Genomic DNA, 18,525 nt, shown 5'->3' with positions numbered 1-18,525 from the left:
TTACGATCACCTGAGATTGGAAGCGCAATGGCCGGGTAAACCCATTTCTCTCCCGTTCGTGCCAACGGCTCTCGTTGACGCTAACGAAGGCTTTACCCGTCCACGCCCTTCACGTCGATAATCAGCACTCTGGCTTGCGTCCCCGGAAAATGAACCGCCCATTCACATTGTACCTAGACGAAACCGGAAATCGTCATCCGGATAAAAAGCCTGATATTACACGTGAGGGACGCGACTGGTTTGCATTTGGCGGCATTCTTGTGCGCGGAGAGGACAATGATGCTGCGCGGAGTCTCGTTGATAGCTTTGCAGAAAAATGGAAGTTGAGAGGGCCGGCGCATTTGACAGATATGCGGTCGGAGAAAAAGGCTTTTTCTTGGCTGGAACGCACGACTCAGGTGAAACGCGACGAATTCTGGGGAGACTGGAAAAATGTTCTAACAGATGCGCCCGTGATAGGTATGGGTTGCGTTATTGATCGTCCAGGATATGTCGGCCGCGGATACTTGCAGAAGCACGGCAATAATCGCTGGCTGCTCTGCAGAAGCGCTTTCGATATTACTGTCAAGCGGGCCGCCAAAATTGCGATGAAGGAAGATAGAAAATTGCACGTAGTATTCGAGTCAGATCCCAGCTTTAATAAGACGGTTGTTGGATATTTTGAGAATTTGAAACAAAACGGCCTTGCCTTTGATCAAGGAACAAGCGGAAAATACGAGCCAATGTCAAAGGAGAATTTTGCAAATGTCCTAGGCCGTATACAATACAAACCTAAGTCTTTTCCGCTCCTTCAAATTGCCGACAGCTTCATCTATGCAATTGCCAGAGCGGGGTACGATAAGAAATTTGATCTATATCGACATATTCGTGATCGTGCTAGAATTTCTGATCTAGCATTCCCTAGCGAAAATCGAAATGTTGGAGTAAAATATTACTGCTTCGATTAAACGAAAAAGCCGAGGCTAAGCCTCGGCGATTTCGCGGCCCCCATGCGGTGAGCCTAAGAGGCTTGCGCCTCGGATTGATATCTAGACTCTGGCTGGCCGATGTCAAGTCGATCATCGGGCCGATCCGCACCGGCGGATCAGATTGCCGCGGGCAGACTTTCGCCCTGATCGGAACGTGCCCTTAGAGCTCCACAAACCCCCGTCCGATCCCGACCTCCTCGCCCGCCATGCACCGGGCGAGGGCCATCATATGCGCCACCGGCCCGTCGATCTTGTTCTCCGGCCTCTGTTTCGTCGGGTAGACGTTGTCCTTCCGGTCGGGCTTGGCCACCACGTTCGACAGCATCCAGGTGAAGACCGGATCGCCGTTATGGGCGATCGCCCGCGCCCGGATCAGCGCCTCCATCTGCTTCATCGGCTCGGAGAAGTTCAGCACCAGCGGCCGGACCTCGATGCAGGGCAGGCCGGCCTCCATCAGCGCCGTCACCAGCATCGTCGCCTGGTGCGGGTCGTAGGCGACCTCCTCGACCTGGTGCTCGCCCATAAGCCCGCCGCGGCGCTGCCCGTCCGCGCCCTCGGACCCGAGGATGGCGTCCAGGATCGCGCCGTAGTCGATCATGTCGCCGTCGGTCTGCACCAGCCAGGGCGGGGCGGCGTCGCGCCAGAAGCGGTAATGCTCGTTCTCGCCGGCCTCGATCGTCGCCTCGGGCAGGAAGTAGAGGCCGAAGCGGGCGTAGTGGTAGCCCTCCGCCCGTAAGCCGGCGGCCGTCGCGCCCTCGCAGCGGGAGAGGTCGAACAGCACCTCGGCCGCCGCGATGTCGACCTTGCTGGCGAGATCGAGCCCGATCCGGCACGGCTCGCCGCGGAAATCGGCCAGCGCCAGGCCGGGCCGGGCGCTCTCGATCCAGCGCTGCACGTTGAAGAAGGCGTCCCGCGCCTGCACCCAGATGTTGAGGTGCTTGGTCTTGAACACCCCGGCCTTGCGGGCGTTCGCCCGCGCCGCGCGCTGGCGCGTCACCAGGTACTCGCCCGAGACCGAGACGTCGAAGTTCGGGTTGGCCTTGCGGAGCGCCGCCTCCGAGGTCCAGTCGTCCTGCGGGTCGATCGTGTAGATCAGGGCGAACAGCTCGGGATCCTCAAGCACGCCCTCGAGTACCTTCTGCGCCTCCTGCTGGAGCGCGTAGCAGGGGCCGGCGAGGTTGTCGCCGGCGGTGGTGATGATGATCAGCAGGGGCTGCTCGCGGGCGCCCATGCCGGTCTCCATCGTGTCGACCTGCTCGTCGGTGGCGTGCTCGTGGTACTCGTCGTGGATCGAGCAGGACGGCGAGGCGCCGTCGCCGGGCGTGCCGATCATCGGCTCGAAGCGCGATCCGTTGCCGAGGATGTGCAGGTTCTTGGCGCCGACCGCGATCCCGAAATGGGAGAGCAGGGCCGGGGTCTTCTGCGCCATGAGCTTGGCCGGCCGAAAGACCTCCCAGGCCTGTTTCTCCGAGGTGGCGCCGGAATAGACCTCCGACCCGTACTCGCCGTCGGCGGCGAACAGGTAGAGCGCGATGCCCGCCGCCCAGGTGCTCTTGGCGTTCTTGCGCGGGATCAGCAGGAACAGCTTGCGGTAGCGCCTCAGGCCATCGGCCTTGCGCAGCCAGCCGAAGGGCACCGCGGTCATGAACAGCTGCCAGGGCTCGAGGCGCAGGCGCTCGGCCTTGCGCGCCCACTTGCCCTTGGTGTGGGGCAGGAGCTGCACGAACCGGCACACCTTCTCGGCCTTCCCCGGCTCGAACCGGTAGGGGAAGCCCGGCTCGTCCTGGCGGGCGAGGTCGTCCAGGTGGCGCTGGCAGGCCAAGCGGATCCATTTGCAGGCGAGGATCCGGCCGGCGACGACATCCCGGGCGTAGCCGTTCGCCTGGTCCACGAACGGGTGCGCCATCGCTCCTCACAGGTCGGCGAACGGGTTTCCGTCCGGCGGGGTGGTGGCCGAGACCTTGGACCGCGCCGCCGGCGAGAGCCCGAACTCGGCCAGCAGCACCTGGGCATGGCGCATCGCCTCGTTGCGCATCCCGACCTCGGGCCGAGCCCGATGCATGGTGGCGCCGGTGGTGCTCACCGTCTGGTAGACCCGCCCCAGGTCCTCGATGACCGCGGTGCAGACCTCGATCTCCTCGAGCCGCGAGGCGAGGAGCGCCAGCATCGCCACGTCGTCCGGCGAGGCGATCCGCATCCGGTCGGTGATCGCCGCGAGCTGGCCGAAGATCTCGGCCGCCCGCTCGCTCAGCCACTCCGGCGCTTCGCTCTCCCCCTCGGATGCCACCGGCGCCTCCGGGTTCATCCGGCACGGCTGCGCGGTGCCGGCGAGCTGCTTCAGGGCATCCGGCTTCCGCTTACGCCCCGCCACTCCACCCTCCCCAGAAATCCCCTCCAAACCGCACGCACATTTTCCTGATTAAACAACCGGTCCGGGCGGTGGGGGCCTTGGGACTTTGGACCCGGGGGGTGGGGTTGCTCATGGGACCGCCGCGCGCTCCTCGCGCTGGATGACGCGATCGTGGCAAGACTTGCAGACGCTCTCGTGGTTGGCCGGATCGATGAACAGCGCCCAGTCGCCCCGGTGGGGCCGACGGTGGTTGACCACCGTGGCCGGGACGACCTCGCCGCGGGCCTTGTGGCGCTCGCAGAGCGGCTCGCGGACGAGCTGGGCCTCGCGGGCGGCCGTCCAGGCGGCGAGGCCGTACCAGGCCCGCCAGGGGCTCGTGCGGCGGCGCTGCGCGTCATAGGCCCGGCGGCTCTCCCGGCGGGCCTCCTCGACCGGGCGGCTGCCGCGAGGGCGATGCTGGGGCGGACGCATCGGCATGGATCAGCGCCTCCAGCCGCCGGCAGGCGACGTCGAAGTGGCCGGGATCGAGCTCGACCCCGAGATACGGCACCCCGAGGGTGTGACAGGCCGCGCCGATCGTGCCCGAGCCCATGAACGGATCGAGGATCGGCCCGTCCATGATGGCGAGGAGCCCCTCCATCAGGGCGACGGGCTTGGCCGCCATGTGTAGCTTCGCCCGCGGCACCGGCACCGAGAAGCAGCCCGGCGCGGTGGTGCCCGCCATCGGCCGCGGCCCGTTCGAGTCCCAGACGACGTACTCGGCCTGGGCCCGGTAGCGGCCGAGGACCGGCCGCACCGCCTGGGTCTTGTCCCAGGGCACGATGCCCCGCCAGACCCAGCCCGCCACCTGGACGGCATCGGTGGTGACCGGCAGCTGGCGCCAGTCGCAGAAGGCGCCGATCAGCCCACCCGGCACCACCGCCGCGCGGGCCCGCGCCATCCACAGGGCCGACCAGGCGAGGAAGCTGCGCTGGTCGCGCGTGTCCCCGGCGAAGTCGCGATGCAGGTGGCGGTGCTCGCTCTGCTGGTACTTCTGGCTCGGCGGCCGCGCCCGCTCGCCGGCGGTGGTGCCGCCGCTCGAGTAGGGCGGGTCGCACAACACCGCGCCGAGGGTCCCGGGCGCGGCCTCGGCCAGGGCCGCCAGCACGTCGAGGGCATCGGCCCGGATCAGCGTCGCCGATCCGATCCGCACCACCTCGCGAAAACCGGAGAGCGCATCCCCGCACCGGCCGGGGAGGGCCGATGCGGGGAGCCGGTGTGCGTCGGGAGCGGACGCATGCAGGATTGGCCGCGCCGTGGCGGCCTTGGAATGGTGTTGAGGCATGACCTAGCGCTATGGTCCTGCCGCCGCAGCGCGCGGTGGCGGGGTGACCGGTTGTCCGGCCGGCAAAGGGTCATGCGTGGGCACCAACCACGCGGTTCGGGGTGGTGATGACACCCCGGCTCCCGCCTCCTTTCGGAGCAGGATCAGTCTAGGCGCTCAAAGGCGCCTTGGCGAGGCAGCCGGCCCCTGCGTCAGCCGCCGCGCAGGTCTTTTGCCGGTCGAGCGCCGCCCGCACCCGCGCCATCTCGTCATCGAGCGCCCGGGCCCGTGCGGCCCAGCCCTCGAAGCTGTCGGCATACTCGAGCGCGGCCAGCTGCGCGGCGAGCTGCGCGAGGCGGGCCTCGAGGGCGGCAGTGGAGGTCTCAGCCATTCACGCGGGTCCAGGTGCGAGGGCAGCCGGTGCAGGCCACCCGCTCGCGCAGGCGGCCGCGGGTGAGGGAGGCGCCGACCGTCCGGGCGGTCTGGCCGCTGCCGGGGATCGGGCGGCCATGCGCGTCGAGGGCGTCGTGCTGGCGGGCGCACAGGCAGGGCAGGGCGCGCCGGCGCAGCACGCCGACGGTGTCGTCGGCGCGCATCAGCGGACCCGCGGGGCAGGCATCATGGATCGGCAGGCCCTTCGTCGGAGCGCTCGGTGATGATCGCCGCATGGGTGCCGGGGCAGAGCACGTGCTGCTCCTGCCCCGACCAGCGAAACAGGTATTCCGACAGGCCCCGGTACTTCGGGTTGTCGAGCAGGTAGCCGACCCGCGCCTGGTGCCAGCGCCCGCCGCGCGGGCCCGGCACGCCGTCGGCGTTGAGCCCGGCGGCGATCGCGCCCTGCGTCAGCCCGCGGGCCCGCTCGCGGAAGATCCGCCGCACGATCCGGGCCTGGGCCGGGTCGACCTGCAGCCGGCCCTCGCCGTCGCGCCGATAGCCGAACGGCACCCGCCCGCCGGCATAGCCGCCCCGGCCGGCCTTGGCAGCGCGCCCGCCGGCGGTCCGGTCGCGGATGGCGTAGCGCTCGGACTCCGCCATACCGGCGAGGATCGCGAAGAGGGTGCGGCCCATCGGGGTCGCGGTGTCGATCGGCTCGGTGACGGAGCGGATCACCACGCCGTAGCGCTCGGCCAGCTCCGATACGGTGGTGACCGCGTAGCGGATCTCGCGGGCGAGGCGATCGAAGCGGTAGACCAGCAGCACCGCGAAGGCCCGGGCCTCGGCGAGGGCCAGGACCTCGGAAAAGCCCGGCCGCTCGGAGGGCCGCGTGGCGCCCGAGACGCCTGGATCGGCGATGACCGCGACCAGCTCGTAGCCCTGCGACAGGGCAAAGGCACGGACCGCCTTGTCCTGCCCCTCGAGGCCGTGGCCGCTGGTCGCCTGCTCCTCGGTCGAGACCCGGGCATAGGCCACCGCCCGTATGCTGGTCTCGGCCTGCGCCGCGGCCGCGGCCTTGGTGCGCGCACGCAGCCGGCCGACGCGCCGGGAGCCGACCGACGCCATCAAGCCTCTGATCTAATTGAGTTTTATCGGATATCAGAATTGTGGCGCACCGCCACAAACCGATACTCTTGAGAATGCGTTATCGGGGCCGAACGAGCCGGCGGCGACGGGCCTCGACCGGCACCACGCGCCCATCCATCCGCACTAGGCCGAGGCGGATTTTCCCCCGCGGCGCCGGCCCGCCTGAGGCCCCGAGAGCGGCTTGGGTGCGGGCCAGCAGGTCCAGTTCCCGGGCGGCCCAGCGCAGGTCGCCGACCAGGGCGTGCTTCTCGGCATGGAAGCGCTCGGGATCGCGGTGGCAGGGCGCGAGGCGGGCGAGGCGATCGGCGAAGGTAGTGAGTTGCTGCGCCTCCACACGGGGATCAAGCACGGCCACCTCCAGAAACGCGAAACGCCCGCCAGGCGGTCAGCCTGCGGGCGCAACACTTCGAACATGGCAATCATGCCGGGTTCACTGCGGCAGTGCAAGTCTCCGGTGTGCAGCCACCAAAATTTGGAGGGGAAGGGCGCACCCGCTCCTCGCCGGAGGTACCTGAACGGATAGTCCCTAATTGTATCGGAGTCGAAGCTGCATACTCTGAAGCATGCTCAGAAGGTGGAAAGCGGGCATATGATATTGATCACGGCCAAGCGCACTTGTGTGTCTTGCTCAGCAGCCACATGATGCTCTGGCGAATCCGTGCGGGTGAACGCTAATGGATATACAAAGTATTTTTGAAAAAAAGATCAGCGAACTCCCCGATGGTCCCCACGTAGATGGATTGAGGGCGGTTAAGACGCATATTGATGCCGCGGTTCGACACTTTCTAAGAGGGCAAAGCGAGCCGGACGAAACACTTTTTACTGATGTCATATTTCGTTGCAATCAAGCCTTTGAAGGAAGCATCAAAGAGGCATATCGCGTCTTGGCTGGAAAAGATCCAAAAAAAGTCAGGCCATACGATATTGAGCAGTTTTTGGCATCAAACAACTTGCTTAGAAAGAAGGTTCTAGACCAGTTTGTTAACTATCGCCAGGAATGGCGCAATCCCTCCGCGCATGATTACACGATTGATTTTGATGAAGATGAGGCGCTGATTGCAATAGTTTCAGTTACAGTTTTTGCGATAGTTCTGACAGATCAAATAGACGGGAAAATAGCCTTTACCGCTGCCGCTTCTGCACCACCCTCTCAGGATTTGTCGCCCGCAGAAAAGAAAGCCCCTCTTCTCGAGCTTGTAACCAACAAAGCTCGCGAGTTTGCATGCACTCACATCGACATTGCAGGGCCGACGAACTCCCATGCACATGACTATTATAGGTTGGAGGGTGCTCTCGCAGGCTTCCTATCAGCAGAGCTGTCCATCCTGTCTGACGTCTCTGTTGAGCAGAACAGCAAATTTGCAAGCAGCGAAGCGGATATCGTGGTACGTCGCGGTTCGGAAAAAATAATTGTCGAGTTGAAGCGAGTAATTAATAAATCAAATGTTAAGACAATGGTCCAGCGCGCAATGACACAAGTGGCTTTATATCTACATGAAGATGATGTGGTCGGCGCTGTTGTGCTTGTATACGCAACAGAAGGTGCGGAATATGACACATATCCTGGTGTTGGCGCGCTTTCTAAGATTGTTCGAATTATTTCTCCGAAATCAAACGCTAAGGTGATTTAATAATAAACGACTTGCATCCGACTGAGTTGGCGAAGCCCGAACTCTACGTACGCGATCTCCGTGTTCGAGCGAGCGCCGCCTGCGCTTGCCGCTCCGCCGCCCGCCGCTTCCAGGCCGGCTGCCAGCGCAGCGCCCCGTCTGGGTCGGCGCCGACCGCGTAAGCCTGTCCCGCCGGCACCAGGCACCCCGCCGCATCCGTGACCTCGCACGGAGCGGCCGGCCCCGGGGCTGAGCCGACGATCCGGCCCGTCTCGCGCCCTTGGCCCGATTGCTGCGCCAGCCAATCCGCCGCCACATCCTCGAGGAGATCGCGGAACCGCTGCGCCACCCCGGCCACCGCCGCCCGCCCGTCGCCGCGGCCGAGCCCGCGGGCGAGGCCGGCGAAATCCCGCCCCTCGGCCAGGACCTGATGCAGGAACCGCGTCCCCACCGTGCCGATCGCCTCGCGCAGCTGGTCCAGCAGCCCCTCGACCAGCCGGCCGTCATCGATGGCGAGCAGGATCGCCAGCTCGTGCGCCACGGTGTGGTCGACCCGGTTGCCGCCCTCCGGCGAGCCCGACCCGCGCGGCCCGGCCCGGCGCTCGAACACCTCGGCGATGACACGCCCGACGAGGTAGGCTTCCCGGCTGATCCGGCCGTGGCTGGCCTCGCGCTCCAGGAGATCGGTGCAGCGGTTGACCGTGACGTGGACCCGCTCGGGCTCGGCGAGGGGATCGCGCTCCGGATCCGGCCAGGGATCCACTACGGCAGCGACGGCGGAGCGAACGCCCTCCGACGGGCGAGGCCGGGCGAGACTGCCCGGCGTCACCGCCCGGCCGCCGTCGTAGCGATCCCGGGCCGCGTAGAGCGGCGTCCGGAGGATGAGGCGGTCGGCGGAGTCCATCGGTGTCCACCCCTTGAAACAAACGGGCAACACCTGCGTCTGGTCCCGCTGTGACACGGGCAATGTGCCACGCGGTCGCAGACTGGATCAGGGCGGCGGGTCCAGCCGGACGGGCGCCAGCCCGCCATCCCGCACCAAAGCCGCCCCTCCGGCGGCGGCACGCTCGAAGTTGAGCATCACCGTGATCGTCTCGATGGCCTCCCCGACGCGCCGCAACCCCGTGCGATACGACCATCCCCGGCGCTGCTGGCACACCTGCCGGAAGCTCTCGGCGTGGGCTTCGCAATAGATCCAGGCCTTGAGATACTGCCTCGTCTCGTAATCCTTGATGTAGAGGTCCGGCCAGCGGATCGCCTTGTTGGTGCTATGGATCGCCACCCGTGCCTGGTGATCGGTCGCAGCCCCTCGCTCGGTGTAGACCAGCCACAGCCTCACCTCCTCGCGGGTGAGGGGAATGACGTCGAGCGCGCCGACGGTGTCGGGAGTGGGGGCGGGCATGTGTCGGGTGGCGAGTGCAGCTGGCATGGGGCGGACGGTAGCGTGCTCGTCATATGCGAGCAGCGTCCTGTCCGGCAGGCACCACCTGCTACGAACAATCCCGACTCGATAGTACGCCTTACCCTCTGAGCCGACGAGAAAATTTGCCCCATGAACACGCTTTCCACCGCCGGGCGGGGAGCGGTCGGAACCTATGGAGGTTGCAAAGCGCCTTGAGATTAACTGAGCTAGCGTCTATCGCCTGCTAGAGAGCTACCTGTCCTTCGAGCGAGCTTGATGCTGCGCCCCTTCGAGCCTGACACCGACTATCCGATTGACGTTAGCCTTTTACCGAAGCGCTGGCTTGTGACGACAGTTGGAGCAGTGATCAGCGACGTACGGAATGGTTTCGGCACTTCTCACCATAACACTACTGGGAACGGTACGCCACATCTACGTCCTATGAACATTACAAAAGATGGAAATATTTCCATCGACCATATTAAATATGTCAACGAAACTCACAATCTAATTTTTCAGAGGGGGGATATTGCTTTTAACAACACGAATAGCGCAGAGCTGGTTGGCAAATCAGCAATATTCGATCAGAGCGAAGACTGGACATTTTCCAACCATATAACTCGCCTACGCGTTATTTCTCCTATCTCCACTGATTTTATTGCCTTTCAACTCCAGCATCTCTGGCGGCAGGGCTATTTACGCCAGCGCAGCACCCAGCACGTCAGCCAAGCGAGCATAAACAATCGGACCCTAACAGAAACAGTGCCGCTTGTCATTGCGCCGGCTGGAGAACAGGTGCTGATTGCCGCCGAACTAAAGCGCCGATTTGCTCATTTGGAAAGCGTTGTTAAAGCTGTTGACAGCGCACGCAGTAAGTTGCGCGAATATGAGAAACTAGTCGTTATATCAGCAGCTACCGGTAAGTTAGTTCCTACTGAGGCTGAACTCGCTCGCGCAGAGGGACGAGCCGCGGACGACGGATACGCCTTGCTCAAAGAGCTAGCAGACCTGCCATCGTCATCGAATTTCCCGGGGAACCCTCATCCGTCGATCGAAGCCGAAGATAAATCTGACAAATATGGATTAAATATAAACTCAAACTCCGATCTCCCTGAAGGGTGGGTATGGGCGCGTGTTGAGCAGGTAGGATCGGTGACGCTAGGCCGAAAGCGAGAGCCCAAGCAGCACACCGGAGAACATATGAGACCATACCTCCGAGTGGCAAATGTTTTCGAAGATCGCATAGATACAAATAGCATACTAGAAATGAATTTCACGCCGAGTGAGTTTCTTACGTATAAGCTTGAATATGGAGATATCCTCCTAAATGAAGGTCAAAGTCCAGATTTAGTAGGGCGTGCTGCTATGTACCGGAATGAAGTACCCGGCGTATGCTTTCAGATGACCCTGATTCGATTTCGCGCTTACCCAGGCGTCAGTCCCGGCTACGCTCTGCTAGTATTTCGTGCTTATCTTCATCTTGGAAAGTTTCGCGAAATATCGAGGTGGACGACTAACATTGCGCATCTCAGCGCAGGCAGATTTGCCAATCTCGAATTCCCATTACCGCCGCTAGCTGAGCAGGAACGGATTGTCGCCGAGGCTTCTCGCCGTCTCGACATCGCACAATTATTGACCACACGATTGAACCTAATTCTTGAGCGCGTAGATGCCGCTCGCAGCATGGCACTATCGCACGCGTTTACCGGAAGACTTGTGGAAAGATTTGAAAACAATGAAGACACCGCCGCAGAACTCATTGACGAGATCGAGAAAATCAAAGCAGCTTCAAATTTATCTACATACATCAAGGGCGCAGCAATGCGAAAGCAACCAGAGACACGTAAGGGCCCTCGGACGTCCTTGCTTGACGTGCTGGCCGCTGCAGAAGGCCCTTTGACGCCAGAGGAGCTCTTGGCGCGCTCAGGTGTAGGAGAAGACCTTATAGAAGATTTTTTTTCAGAATTGAAACGTGAACATCTTGCCGGCCGCATTTTACAAATCCAAGATGGGCAAGGATTGGTGCATTTATCACTATCGGAGGCACTTCGTTGAGAGTACGACATTTGCATCTCAACTCATTCAAGAACCTTCGCGGATTTGAAATAAATTTCGCAGATGCATTCACTAATGTTTTGGTCGGCCCAAATGGCACTGGAAAATCAAATGTACTTGAGGCCTTGATCATTATATTCCGAGATCTTGATCTTGGCGCTCCGCCCGCTTTCGCCTACCGTCTTGAATATACTTGCCGCGGAGCTGATGTAAAAATAGACGCAGATCCTAGCCGCAAAAAAACGCTGATGAATATTACCGTGAATGGGCAGCCAGTAAGCGCCAAGCGATTTACTAGAAGGGCCGGAGGAGAATATCTTCCAAGTTTCGTTTTTGGTTATTATTCGGGCCCAAGCAATAGAATGGAGTCGCACTTTGCTCCTCATCAACGGGCGTTCGCGGCGGACCTGTTGGCAGGCGTTGATCGTCCGCTGCGGCCGCTTTTATATGCACGACTCGTGCATAGCCAATTCGTTCTTTTGTCGTTTTTCCGTCGAGAAGAAGAAGATCGTAGGATATTAGATCGGTTTTTGCGCGTCCGCGATCTAGAGTCTGTGTTGTTCGTGCTCAAGAAGCCAGCTTGGTTCAACAAGCATCGACGCGGCTCTGGAGACGACCCCGGCGACCCTCGCTTTTGGGGAGCGCGGGGCGTGGTCAGAGACCTACTCGCACGCCTCTATGACCTATCTCTCGCACCTCTTCGGTCGAGAAATGGAGATCGACTATATCTCTTCCTGAAAAATAAAGCCGATTTAATGGAACTTGCAAAGAATTACCCCGGGCAACAAGAGTTCTTCAAAGCCCTTGAGAGCCTTTATATATCTGATTTGATCGAAGATGTTAGAACCGGTGTTGATATCGTCGGAGTAGACAATTCTCTTACATTTCGAGAGCTGAGTGAAGGTGAGCAACAGCTTCTTATGGTGCTTGGATTGTTGAAATTTATTGAAGAAGAGGAAGGATTGATATTTCTAGACGAGCCCGACACTCATCTTAACCCGGCATGGAGTATTGAGTATACAAAATTACTGAAAGATCATATAAAGGATCAAAGTACTTCTCAAATAGTCATGACTACTCACGATCCTCTTGTAGTTGCCAGTCTCACTGCTTCGGAAGTTTCAATTATGCACCGCTCTGATAATGGGCAGGTAGTGGCATCCCACCCAGAGGAGGACCCCAAGGGAATGGGCGTTGCTGCGCTGCTTACAAGCGAATTGTACGGCCTGCGATCTTCGCTCGATCCAGAAACACTATCTGCTCTCGACCGCAAGCGAGAGCTGGCGACGAAGGACAACCTTAGTGATGATGAGCGGCGTCAACTGGGCGACTTAAACGAGCGATTAGGTTCTTTGGATTTCACAACCACCGTGCGTGATCCGCTCTATAAGCCGTTTGTGAACGCGATGTCGAGGCTGGAAATAGAAATGGGCATGCAGGCTGCATTGCTTACTCCAGAGCAAATAAAGGAACGAGAGCGTCTTGCAGATCGAGTAATCGAGCTCTTGCTCCGGGGAGAGTAGTTCGGTGAGGCACGTCGACTTGGATCGCGCAGGAGCTGCGCTACCTGAGGGCTGGGAGACACGTGCGGCAGCGGCTTTGGCAGAAGTAGCGACTGCGCCACCAGACAAAAGGTCGGCAGCGATCAACAAGTATCGTACCGTATGGCGTGAGTTAGCACCAGTTCTTTCTCAACTATCACATAGTAAGTGTTGGTATTGTGAAGCGCGGGAAAATCGATCGGACAAGGCTATCGATCATTTCCGGCCAAAGGCTAAGCCCGTCGAGGCAGATGATACCCATCCTGGCTACTGGTGGCGTGCCTTTGATTGGAAAAATTTTCGTTATAGCTGCACATTTTGCAATTCAAGACGCGTTAATGTAGAGGATGGCACAGGTGGCGGTAAGCACGATCATTTTCCATTGTTGATCGAGGACGCTCGAGCTTTTGACGAGAGCGGCATTGATGGCGAAAATCCAACTCTCTTAGATCCCATCAAACCTGGAGATACTACTTTATTGTACTTCAATGAAGAAGGTCGAGTCGAATCCCGCATTAGTAAAACAATCCATGCCATTCATTGGTTACGAGCCAACACTTCAATCGAACTTTACCACCTTAACCACAAAGAAATAGTCGAAGACCGAATAAGTTTATTTAATAGTATTAAAAGCCTAGTTGGACTTGGCAAAATATGTTTTGACAACTGGCAAGCAGGCAACGCCGCAGCTGAGGCAAGCTACAACTTCGTTGTTGGTCGGTTAACCGCTTTGCTTCAGGAGCAGGCTGAATTTTCCACAGCTGCCCGAGATATGGTCCGTGGATTTCGAGACGATCGCCATCCATGGATTGATGGCATTCTCTAAGGAGCGCAAGAATGTCCAATTCTTCCCGTCAAATCGTCCAAAAACTTTGGAGTTATTGCAGCATATTGCGAGATGATGGGTTGTCGTATCCTGATTACGTCGAACAACTTACTTACCTTCTATTTCTTAAGATGGCACATGAACAATCAATATCTTACCCAGAAAAATCTTCTATTGTTTCCTCTGAAAATGATTGGCCAAGCTTAGTCTCAAAAACTGGTAAAGAACTTCACGTTCATTACAGCGATCTATTACATCGTCTTGGAATGTCAAGTGGAATGCTCGGGCTTATATTTGGCGGAGCGCAAAATAAGATCCGTGATCCTGCTAAGTTGAAGCTACTGATCATCGATTTAATAGATCGCCGCAATTGGAGTGCGCTCAATACTGATGTAAAAGGCGATGCATACGAAGGGCTTCTAGAAAGAAATGCTCAAGATACCAAAAGCGGGGCAGGTCAATATTTTACACCACGACCGGTCGTCGACGCTATAATCGAATGCGTGCAGCCACAAATTGGTCAAACAATTCATGACCCGGCATGTGGTACAGCTGGATTTCTTATCGCGGCTGTTAACTATTTGCGCAATCTAAACCCAGATTTGTCGCAACAAGATCAGGCTTATCTTCAAAACAAAGCGATCCGTGGCACCGAGCTTGTCCCAGAGGTAGCACGTCTTGCTGCTATGAACCTCCTACTCCATGGAATTGGCTCAAACGACGGATCAACATTGCCGATTAAGATAGCGGACAGCCTGTCAGATAGTTGCCAAGATAATTTTGATATTATCCTCACTAACCCGCCTTTCGGCAAGCGCTCCAGCGTTTCAGTGGTTACACGCGAACGGGATGGCGCAGCTGATACACTCACCATTTTTCGCGGCGACTTCTGGGTATCGACAACCAACAAAGAATTGAATTTTGTCCAACATGTTGCTAGCGTGTTAGCTCCTTATGGCCGTGCAGCGATAGTTGTTCCGGAAGGCGTGTTGACAGGTGGTGGCCCCTCAGAGATTGTGAGAAGAAATCTTCTTGATCGTTTTGACGTACATACCTTACTTCGCCTTCCGACTGGCATCTTTTATGCACAAAGCGTGAATGCGAGCGTCCTCTTCTTCGACAAAGTGCCGCTAGAAAATCTGGATCCTGAGCGGCGTCTCTGGGTTTATGATTTGCGTACAGACATGCGATTTTCTATGAGTGGAAATCGGATCGAACGTGAAGATCTTGACGATTTCGTTTTGTCATACAGACCTTCAGACCGCACGCAGCGCGTTGCGACTTGGTCTCCCGAGACTCCCGCGGGACGTTGGAGAAGCTATTCTGTCGCAGAGCTCCTGCGGCGAGATAAAGCTAGCCTTGATCTTTCATGGATAAATGATCGTGCTCGTTCTAGGAGTCTAGGGCCTAACGACTTAGACGAACTCACATCGCAGATTGTTGGCGATCTCACGTCAGCTCTGCAGCATATGGCGGAGTTAACTCGCTCGCGCTGAAAATTTATCTGGCGGAGAGATATTCAAGAAATTCGCTTCGAGCGGACCTCGCGGTTCAGGCCCTGCAAATTCGGGCTTCTATTGGTCGCGCCCGTCCTTTCGCAAAGCCTACCCTATCACATCCGTACCTCCGGCGGCACCGCCGTCGGAAACCACCACCCCTCCGCCTTCGCCGTATCCGACCGCACCGGCGCCGGCACCGGCCGGCCGAGCTGGCGCAGGCGGCGGCTCCACGCCTCCCAGCCTGGCGAGCCCGCCGGCACGAACACCGAGCGCGGCGCCGTCGCGGCCGGGGAGGGCGCAACCGGGGCATGGTTGCGGAACACCCCATTACGCAACCAGGAATGCAGGTATTTCGGGGTTCCGGACGGATGGGCCCGGCAATGCGCCGCATAGGCGCCGGCCGCGGCGATCGCCTGGGCCTGCTCGGCCGGGCTCAACGCCGCGAACAGCCGCCGCGCCTCGGCCTGGTTTGCCCAGGCCCGGCCGCGCTCCGGGTAGGCGGCGAGCAGGGCGGGGAAGCGATCCGCCTCGGCTGGCGGCGGATCCTTCCCTGAAACCGGATTCGGCCCGTCCGCAGGCCCCCCGGTCACGGGGGGTTGGGGGGTTCCCCTTCTGACGGTTCCTATGACGGATTCCTTTAGAGGGGTGACAGCAGTGTCACCCTCGGGGGTGACAACGCTGTCACCCTCCCCGGTGACAGGCTGACACCCCTCATCCGGATTCTGGGGTGTCACGCTGTCACCCCTCGCGGGCGCCTCGGGCGGCGGAGCGGCACCCGTGTCACCCCTCGGCGGCACCACGCCCGGCAGGTGCAGCAGGTAGTGGTTGGCCCGCTGCCGGCCGGTGCGCGGGCACATCCCCTTGCGGATCGTGATCAGCCCGAGGTCGGACAGCTCCTTGAGCTTGCGCTGCACCGTGCGCTCGCTCTGGCTCGCATCCTCGGCGAGCGACCGGATCGTCGGGAAGGCGAGGCCGGTGCGGGCGTCGACGTAGTTGGCGAGCACCATTGCCACCAGCTTGGCGCCGGCATCCTCGATGCGCTGGGAAATGACGTAGGCGATGGCCTGCACGCTCATGGCGAGACACCGGCAAAGGGGGAGCGGTGCGCCGCGAATCCTGTCCGGATCCGGGCGCGCGAAGGCCCGACGCCGCGCGAGCAGGGGCGCGCAGCGGACGGGCGGCGAATCGACGGGAGGGCTCTTCCGGCAAGGCTCCGCCCTGCGCCAAAAACGGCTCGCGCCGCGGCGGGACGGGGGCGCACGCCCGCGCGCTCCCCGAGGGGAGGCGCGGCACGGGCACGGTCAGGAAGAGCGGGGAGGGCCGGGCAGGGGCGGGCCGCGGATGGGCGGCAGGCGGAGCGCGCGGGCTCGGCCGCCACCTGGGCGATCAGGCGGGCGCATGGAGGACCGGCAAGGGGAGAGGGGAGTCGGAGTCCGGGTGCGAGCCGCGCGGGGGAGGCCGCACCGCGCCGTCATGGCCGAAACAGGTCGCGTTGCGCCGGCTCGCGGCGCGCCGGCCGCGGGCGCGGCTCCGGCGGGGGCGTGTCGCGCTGCGGCACGTGCTCGGCGCAGAACCAGCGCCCGGCCTCGCTCCGCACGGTCGCCATGGCGCCGCACAGGCAGATCACGAGGATCGACGGGGAGGTGGGCCGGCGCGGGGCCATCAGCGGCGGCCCTCCGGTGGCCGGCGGGCCGCCTGGTTGCAGGCCTTGGCCGCCGCGGCCGCGAGGGTGCCGGCCTTCACCAGCCAGGCGCCCAGCAGCGCGAAGCCGGCCCGGCGCCAGCCGTCATGCGCGGGCCGGGTCACGGCGCGCCCTCCGCCGCCCGGCCGAACCACCAGCCGCGGCGCGGCGCCTCCGCCTCGCGCCGGTCGAGCTCGGCCCGCAGGGCCGCGAGCTGCGCCGCCAGCCGCGCCTGATCCGCCTCGTTGGCCGCCAGGTCCAGCCAGTCCGGCGGATCGCGCAGCAGCGCCGCCAGGAATTCCGGGCCGTAGACGCAGATCATCAGGACGAGCGTGCGCCCGTTCGGCAAATTCTCCCGCGCCAGCCACTTGGTCACGGTGTCGAGCGGCACGTTCAGGTCGGCGGCGACGCAGGCCGCCGTCTTGGCTGGGTAACGGGCCTTGAGCCAGCGCACCATGCCGGCGGCATCGATCTGGCGCTCCCACAGCGACCAGCTTTGCGGCCAGGTTTGGCCCCGGCTTTCGGAAGAATGTCCCATGGCGATCTCCGACGCTGTCTGCGTCGAGGCCGCATCCGGGGTGGGTCCGGCAGGCGGGGAGGCGCCATGCTGGGAGAGAGAGGCGAGGAAGGCCGGGAGATCGGGCAGGCAATCCACGATCCCGGCCGGAACTCCGGTGGCGCGGGCGACCGCGCCGCCGACCGCAGCCGCCGCGACCCGGCGGACCTTCTGGCAGGCCGCGACCCCCAGGATGGCGGCATGCAGCTCGAGGCAGGTGAGGGGGGCGGTCATCAGCGCCTTCCCTGATGCGCAGGAAAGGAAGAGGTGGGGCCATAGTCCCTTCCCGCATCCGCGAAGTCGTTCGCGGTGACGGCGCCGGCGGTCGCGAGCGTCAATGCTCGCATCTTCGTCCGGCGCGGCGTCCTCTGGCCGTAGCGCCATTTCTCGACGGCCTTGGGAGAGCAGCCTTCGCCTTCAGGAAGATGCGCCAGCACTTCGGCCGCGAGCTGTCGCGGGGTGCAGGCGTTCAGCCTCATCCAATGATCGAGCTTCATGAGTCACCACCATGGCCTAAACTCCCCCATTTCGGGGGAGTTGGTCAAGGGGCGTTAACTGCGAAATGGGGGGCGACGTCGTGAGGGGGCTGCCGCATGGTCCCTCCACAATGGGGAACAATCTGAAGCAGCTGCGACAGCGGCGTGGGTGGACGATGGAACTCGCCGCCCATGCGATGGGCCTGTCCACCAAAGGCTACGAGAAGATCGAGCGGGGCGAGCGCCGCCTGACCGCGGATCGGATCACGCGTGCCGCCGAGATCTATCAGGTGCCCGAGGTCGAGGTGATCGGCAGCCGGTTCGCGATCCGCATCGTGGGCCAGGTCGAGCGCGGCGGTTTGGTTACCTACTTTTCAGGTAGCCCCGAAGATTTTCAAACGGCACCTCGCCCCGAGGACGCAACGTCATCTACGATGTGTCTGATCGTTTCGGATGGTGATGCGTTGCCGGGCGTGGCTGAAGAAGATTGGCTTATCTATCACGACGAGGAGCGTCCCGGGGTTCCTGACGAATGGATCGGCGCCCTGTGCCTCGTTCGCGTTGCGGATGGCGAAACCCGCATGCGGCGCATCTTCCACGGACGCGAGCCCGGCCTCTATGATCTGTTCGGCAACGGCCATGAGCCGATCCGGAACGTCCGCGTCGTGTCGACGGCCAAAGTGACTTGGATCAAGCCGCGCTGAAAGAGGCGGCACGGAGGGGCAATGCCCCGGGGG

The 18,525-nt window shown here is 61.4% G+C and carries 22 protein-coding genes; 7 read left to right on the top strand and 15 right to left on the bottom strand.

The annotated features are described in order from the left end of the window. The first annotated feature begins 149 nt into the window (after positions 1-149). Entirely contained in the window at positions 150-947 is a 798-nt protein-coding gene (locus HPY23_RS23225; protein ID WP_091889716.1) for a DUF3800 domain-containing protein, read from the top strand. Between the two features lie 181 nt (positions 948-1,128). Here the strand turns inward: HPY23_RS23225 and HPY23_RS23220 are convergent, their stop codons facing one another. From HPY23_RS23220 to HPY23_RS23185, 8 genes are all read right to left on the bottom strand, one after another. After that, positions 1,129-2,874 (bottom strand): terminase large subunit, encoded by a 1,746-nt coding sequence (locus HPY23_RS23220; protein WP_091889714.1) that lies wholly within the window; start codon positions 2,872-2,874, stop codon positions 1,129-1,131. Between the two features lie 6 nt (positions 2,875-2,880). Further along, entirely contained in the window at positions 2,881-3,339 is a 459-nt protein-coding gene (locus tag HPY23_RS33255; protein ID WP_091889712.1) for a P27 family phage terminase small subunit, read from the bottom strand. Between the two features lie 108 nt (positions 3,340-3,447). Then, a complete protein-coding gene (locus HPY23_RS23210) occupies positions 3,448-3,795 on the bottom strand; it encodes an HNH endonuclease (protein ID WP_175540051.1) in 348 nt (115 codons plus the stop codon). After that, positions 3,713-4,510, bottom strand: coding sequence for a DNA-methyltransferase (locus HPY23_RS23205; protein ID WP_244537670.1), 798 nt, complete (start codon positions 4,508-4,510; stop codon positions 3,713-3,715). Before HPY23_RS23205 ends, HPY23_RS23210 begins: the two co-directional genes overlap by 83 nt. Before the next feature lie 280 nt (positions 4,511-4,790). Beyond that, positions 4,791-5,012, bottom strand: coding sequence for a hypothetical protein (locus tag HPY23_RS23200; RefSeq protein ID WP_091889708.1), 222 nt, complete (start codon positions 5,010-5,012; stop codon positions 4,791-4,793). Beyond that, positions 5,005-5,217 carry a hypothetical protein gene (locus tag HPY23_RS23195; RefSeq protein ID WP_091889706.1) on the bottom strand — a complete coding sequence of 71 codons (213 nt, stop codon included), beginning with the start codon at positions 5,215-5,217 and terminating at the stop codon, positions 5,005-5,007. The genes HPY23_RS23200 and HPY23_RS23195 overlap by 8 nt, the downstream gene beginning before the upstream one ends. Positions 5,218-5,239: 22 nt before the next feature. Beyond that, positions 5,240-6,121 carry a recombinase family protein gene (locus tag HPY23_RS23190; protein ID WP_091889704.1) on the bottom strand — a complete coding sequence of 294 codons (882 nt, stop codon included), beginning with the start codon at positions 6,119-6,121 and terminating at the stop codon, positions 5,240-5,242. A 79-nt stretch (positions 6,122-6,200) separates the two neighbouring features. Then, the gene (locus tag HPY23_RS23185; protein WP_139235030.1) at positions 6,201-6,491 is read right to left on the bottom strand and encodes a hypothetical protein; all 291 of its coding nucleotides are present in this window, start codon (positions 6,489-6,491) and stop codon (positions 6,201-6,203) included. Positions 6,492-6,816: 325 nt separating this feature from the next. Between HPY23_RS23185 and HPY23_RS23180 the strand changes: the two genes are divergently transcribed. Next, the gene (locus tag HPY23_RS23180; RefSeq protein ID WP_139235029.1) at positions 6,817-7,773 is read left to right on the top strand and encodes a hypothetical protein; all 957 of its coding nucleotides are present in this window, start codon (positions 6,817-6,819) and stop codon (positions 7,771-7,773) included. Between the two features lie 43 nt (positions 7,774-7,816). Here the strand turns inward: HPY23_RS23180 and HPY23_RS23175 are convergent, their stop codons facing one another. Then, positions 7,817-8,656, bottom strand: coding sequence for a hypothetical protein (locus HPY23_RS23175; protein WP_091889700.1), 840 nt, complete (start codon positions 8,654-8,656; stop codon positions 7,817-7,819). 87 nt (positions 8,657-8,743) lie between these two features. Beyond that, complete coding sequence (locus HPY23_RS23170) at positions 8,744-9,154, bottom strand: hypothetical protein (protein ID WP_091889698.1); 411 nt, start codon at positions 9,152-9,154, stop codon at positions 8,744-8,746. A 276-nt stretch (positions 9,155-9,430) separates the two neighbouring features. On the opposite strand from HPY23_RS23170, the gene HPY23_RS23165 reads away from it, so the two are divergent. From HPY23_RS23165 to HPY23_RS23150, 4 genes are read left to right on the top strand one after another with little or no spacing between them, the layout of a single operon-like run. Continuing rightward, positions 9,431-11,209 (top strand): restriction endonuclease subunit S, encoded by a 1,779-nt coding sequence (locus HPY23_RS23165; RefSeq protein WP_200602174.1) that lies wholly within the window; start codon positions 9,431-9,433, stop codon positions 11,207-11,209. Further along, a complete protein-coding gene (locus HPY23_RS23160; protein ID WP_139235027.1) occupies positions 11,206-12,732 on the top strand; it encodes an AAA family ATPase in 1,527 nt (508 codons plus the stop codon). Before HPY23_RS23165 ends, HPY23_RS23160 begins: the two co-directional genes overlap by 4 nt. A 4-nt stretch (positions 12,733-12,736) precedes the next feature. Further along, the gene (locus HPY23_RS23155) at positions 12,737-13,576 is read left to right on the top strand and encodes an HNH endonuclease family protein (RefSeq protein WP_139235026.1); all 840 of its coding nucleotides are present in this window, start codon (positions 12,737-12,739) and stop codon (positions 13,574-13,576) included. Positions 13,577-13,587: 11 nt separating this feature from the next. Further along, positions 13,588-15,072 carry a class I SAM-dependent DNA methyltransferase gene (locus tag HPY23_RS23150; RefSeq protein WP_091889743.1) on the top strand — a complete coding sequence of 495 codons (1,485 nt, stop codon included), beginning with the start codon at positions 13,588-13,590 and terminating at the stop codon, positions 15,070-15,072. 116 nt (positions 15,073-15,188) lie between these two features. On the opposite strand, the gene HPY23_RS23145 is transcribed toward HPY23_RS23150, so the two are convergent. The 5 genes from HPY23_RS23145 to HPY23_RS23125 form a co-directional block, all read right to left on the bottom strand. Then, positions 15,189-16,151 carry a helix-turn-helix domain-containing protein gene (locus HPY23_RS23145; RefSeq protein WP_091889694.1) on the bottom strand — a complete coding sequence of 321 codons (963 nt, stop codon included), beginning with the start codon at positions 16,149-16,151 and terminating at the stop codon, positions 15,189-15,191. 395 nt (positions 16,152-16,546) lie between these two features. Further along, on the bottom strand, positions 16,547-16,738 hold the full coding sequence (locus HPY23_RS23140) for a hypothetical protein (protein ID WP_091889692.1): 192 nt from the start codon (positions 16,736-16,738) through the stop codon (positions 16,547-16,549). Beyond that, a complete protein-coding gene (locus tag HPY23_RS23135; RefSeq protein ID WP_165602063.1) occupies positions 16,738-16,881 on the bottom strand; it encodes a hypothetical protein in 144 nt (47 codons plus the stop codon). Before HPY23_RS23135 ends, HPY23_RS23140 begins: the two co-directional genes overlap by 1 nt. Further along, on the bottom strand, positions 16,878-17,546 hold the full coding sequence (locus HPY23_RS23130; protein WP_091889690.1) for a hypothetical protein: 669 nt from the start codon (positions 17,544-17,546) through the stop codon (positions 16,878-16,880). The genes HPY23_RS23135 and HPY23_RS23130 overlap by 4 nt, the downstream gene beginning before the upstream one ends. Further along, complete coding sequence (locus HPY23_RS23125) at positions 17,546-17,809, bottom strand: helix-turn-helix domain-containing protein (RefSeq protein WP_139235025.1); 264 nt, start codon at positions 17,807-17,809, stop codon at positions 17,546-17,548. The genes HPY23_RS23130 and HPY23_RS23125 overlap by 1 nt, the downstream gene beginning before the upstream one ends. Before the next feature lie 65 nt (positions 17,810-17,874). On the opposite strand from HPY23_RS23125, the gene HPY23_RS23120 reads away from it, so the two are divergent. Continuing rightward, complete coding sequence (locus HPY23_RS23120) at positions 17,875-18,492, top strand: helix-turn-helix domain-containing protein (protein WP_091889688.1); 618 nt, start codon at positions 17,875-17,877, stop codon at positions 18,490-18,492. Positions 18,493-18,525: the final 33 nt, after the last annotated feature.

This window comes from Methylobacterium ajmalii, from assembly GCF_016613415.1.
GTDB classification, from domain to species: Bacteria; Pseudomonadota; Alphaproteobacteria; order Rhizobiales; family Beijerinckiaceae; genus Methylobacterium; species Methylobacterium ajmalii.
Note: the sequence above shows the minus strand (reverse complement) of the source record. Positions and strands in the feature narration are given on the sequence as shown.

Bases quoted from the DNA above. Each gene is read 5' to 3' on its own strand.
- HPY23_RS23225 (WP_091889716.1), top strand. From the start codon at position 150: ATGAACCGCCCATTCACATTGTACCTAGACGAAACCGGAAATCGTCAT.
- HPY23_RS23145 (WP_091889694.1), bottom strand. From the start codon at position 16,151: ATGAGCGTGCAGGCCATCGCCTACGTCATTTCCCAGCGCATCGAGGAT.
- HPY23_RS23210 (WP_175540051.1), bottom strand. From the start codon at position 3,795: ATGCCGATGCGTCCGCCCCAGCATCGCCCTCGCGGCAGCCGCCCGGTC.
- HPY23_RS23170 (WP_091889698.1), bottom strand. From the start codon at position 9,154: ATGCCCGCCCCCACTCCCGACACCGTCGGCGCGCTCGACGTCATTCCC.
- HPY23_RS23220 (WP_091889714.1), bottom strand. From the start codon at position 2,874: ATGGCGCACCCGTTCGTGGACCAGGCGAACGGCTACGCCCGGGATGTC.
- HPY23_RS23190 (WP_091889704.1), bottom strand. From the start codon at position 6,121: ATGGCGTCGGTCGGCTCCCGGCGCGTCGGCCGGCTGCGTGCGCGCACC.
- HPY23_RS23200 (WP_091889708.1), bottom strand. From the start codon at position 5,012: ATGGCTGAGACCTCCACTGCCGCCCTCGAGGCCCGCCTCGCGCAGCTC.
- HPY23_RS23140 (WP_091889692.1), bottom strand. From the start codon at position 16,738: ATGGCCCCGCGCCGGCCCACCTCCCCGTCGATCCTCGTGATCTGCCTG.
- HPY23_RS23125 (WP_139235025.1), bottom strand. From the start codon at position 17,809: ATGAAGCTCGATCATTGGATGAGGCTGAACGCCTGCACCCCGCGACAG.
- HPY23_RS23130 (WP_091889690.1), bottom strand. From the start codon at position 17,546: ATGACCGCCCCCCTCACCTGCCTCGAGCTGCATGCCGCCATCCTGGGG.
- HPY23_RS23165 (WP_200602174.1), top strand. From the start codon at position 9,431: ATGCTGCGCCCCTTCGAGCCTGACACCGACTATCCGATTGACGTTAGC.
- HPY23_RS23120 (WP_091889688.1), top strand. From the start codon at position 17,875: ATGGGGGGCGACGTCGTGAGGGGGCTGCCGCATGGTCCCTCCACAATG.
- HPY23_RS23150 (WP_091889743.1), top strand. From the start codon at position 13,588: ATGTCCAATTCTTCCCGTCAAATCGTCCAAAAACTTTGGAGTTATTGC.
- HPY23_RS23195 (WP_091889706.1), bottom strand. From the start codon at position 5,217: ATGCGCGCCGACGACACCGTCGGCGTGCTGCGCCGGCGCGCCCTGCCC.
- HPY23_RS23175 (WP_091889700.1), bottom strand. From the start codon at position 8,656: ATGGACTCCGCCGACCGCCTCATCCTCCGGACGCCGCTCTACGCGGCC.
- HPY23_RS23180 (WP_139235029.1), top strand. From the start codon at position 6,817: ATGGATATACAAAGTATTTTTGAAAAAAAGATCAGCGAACTCCCCGAT.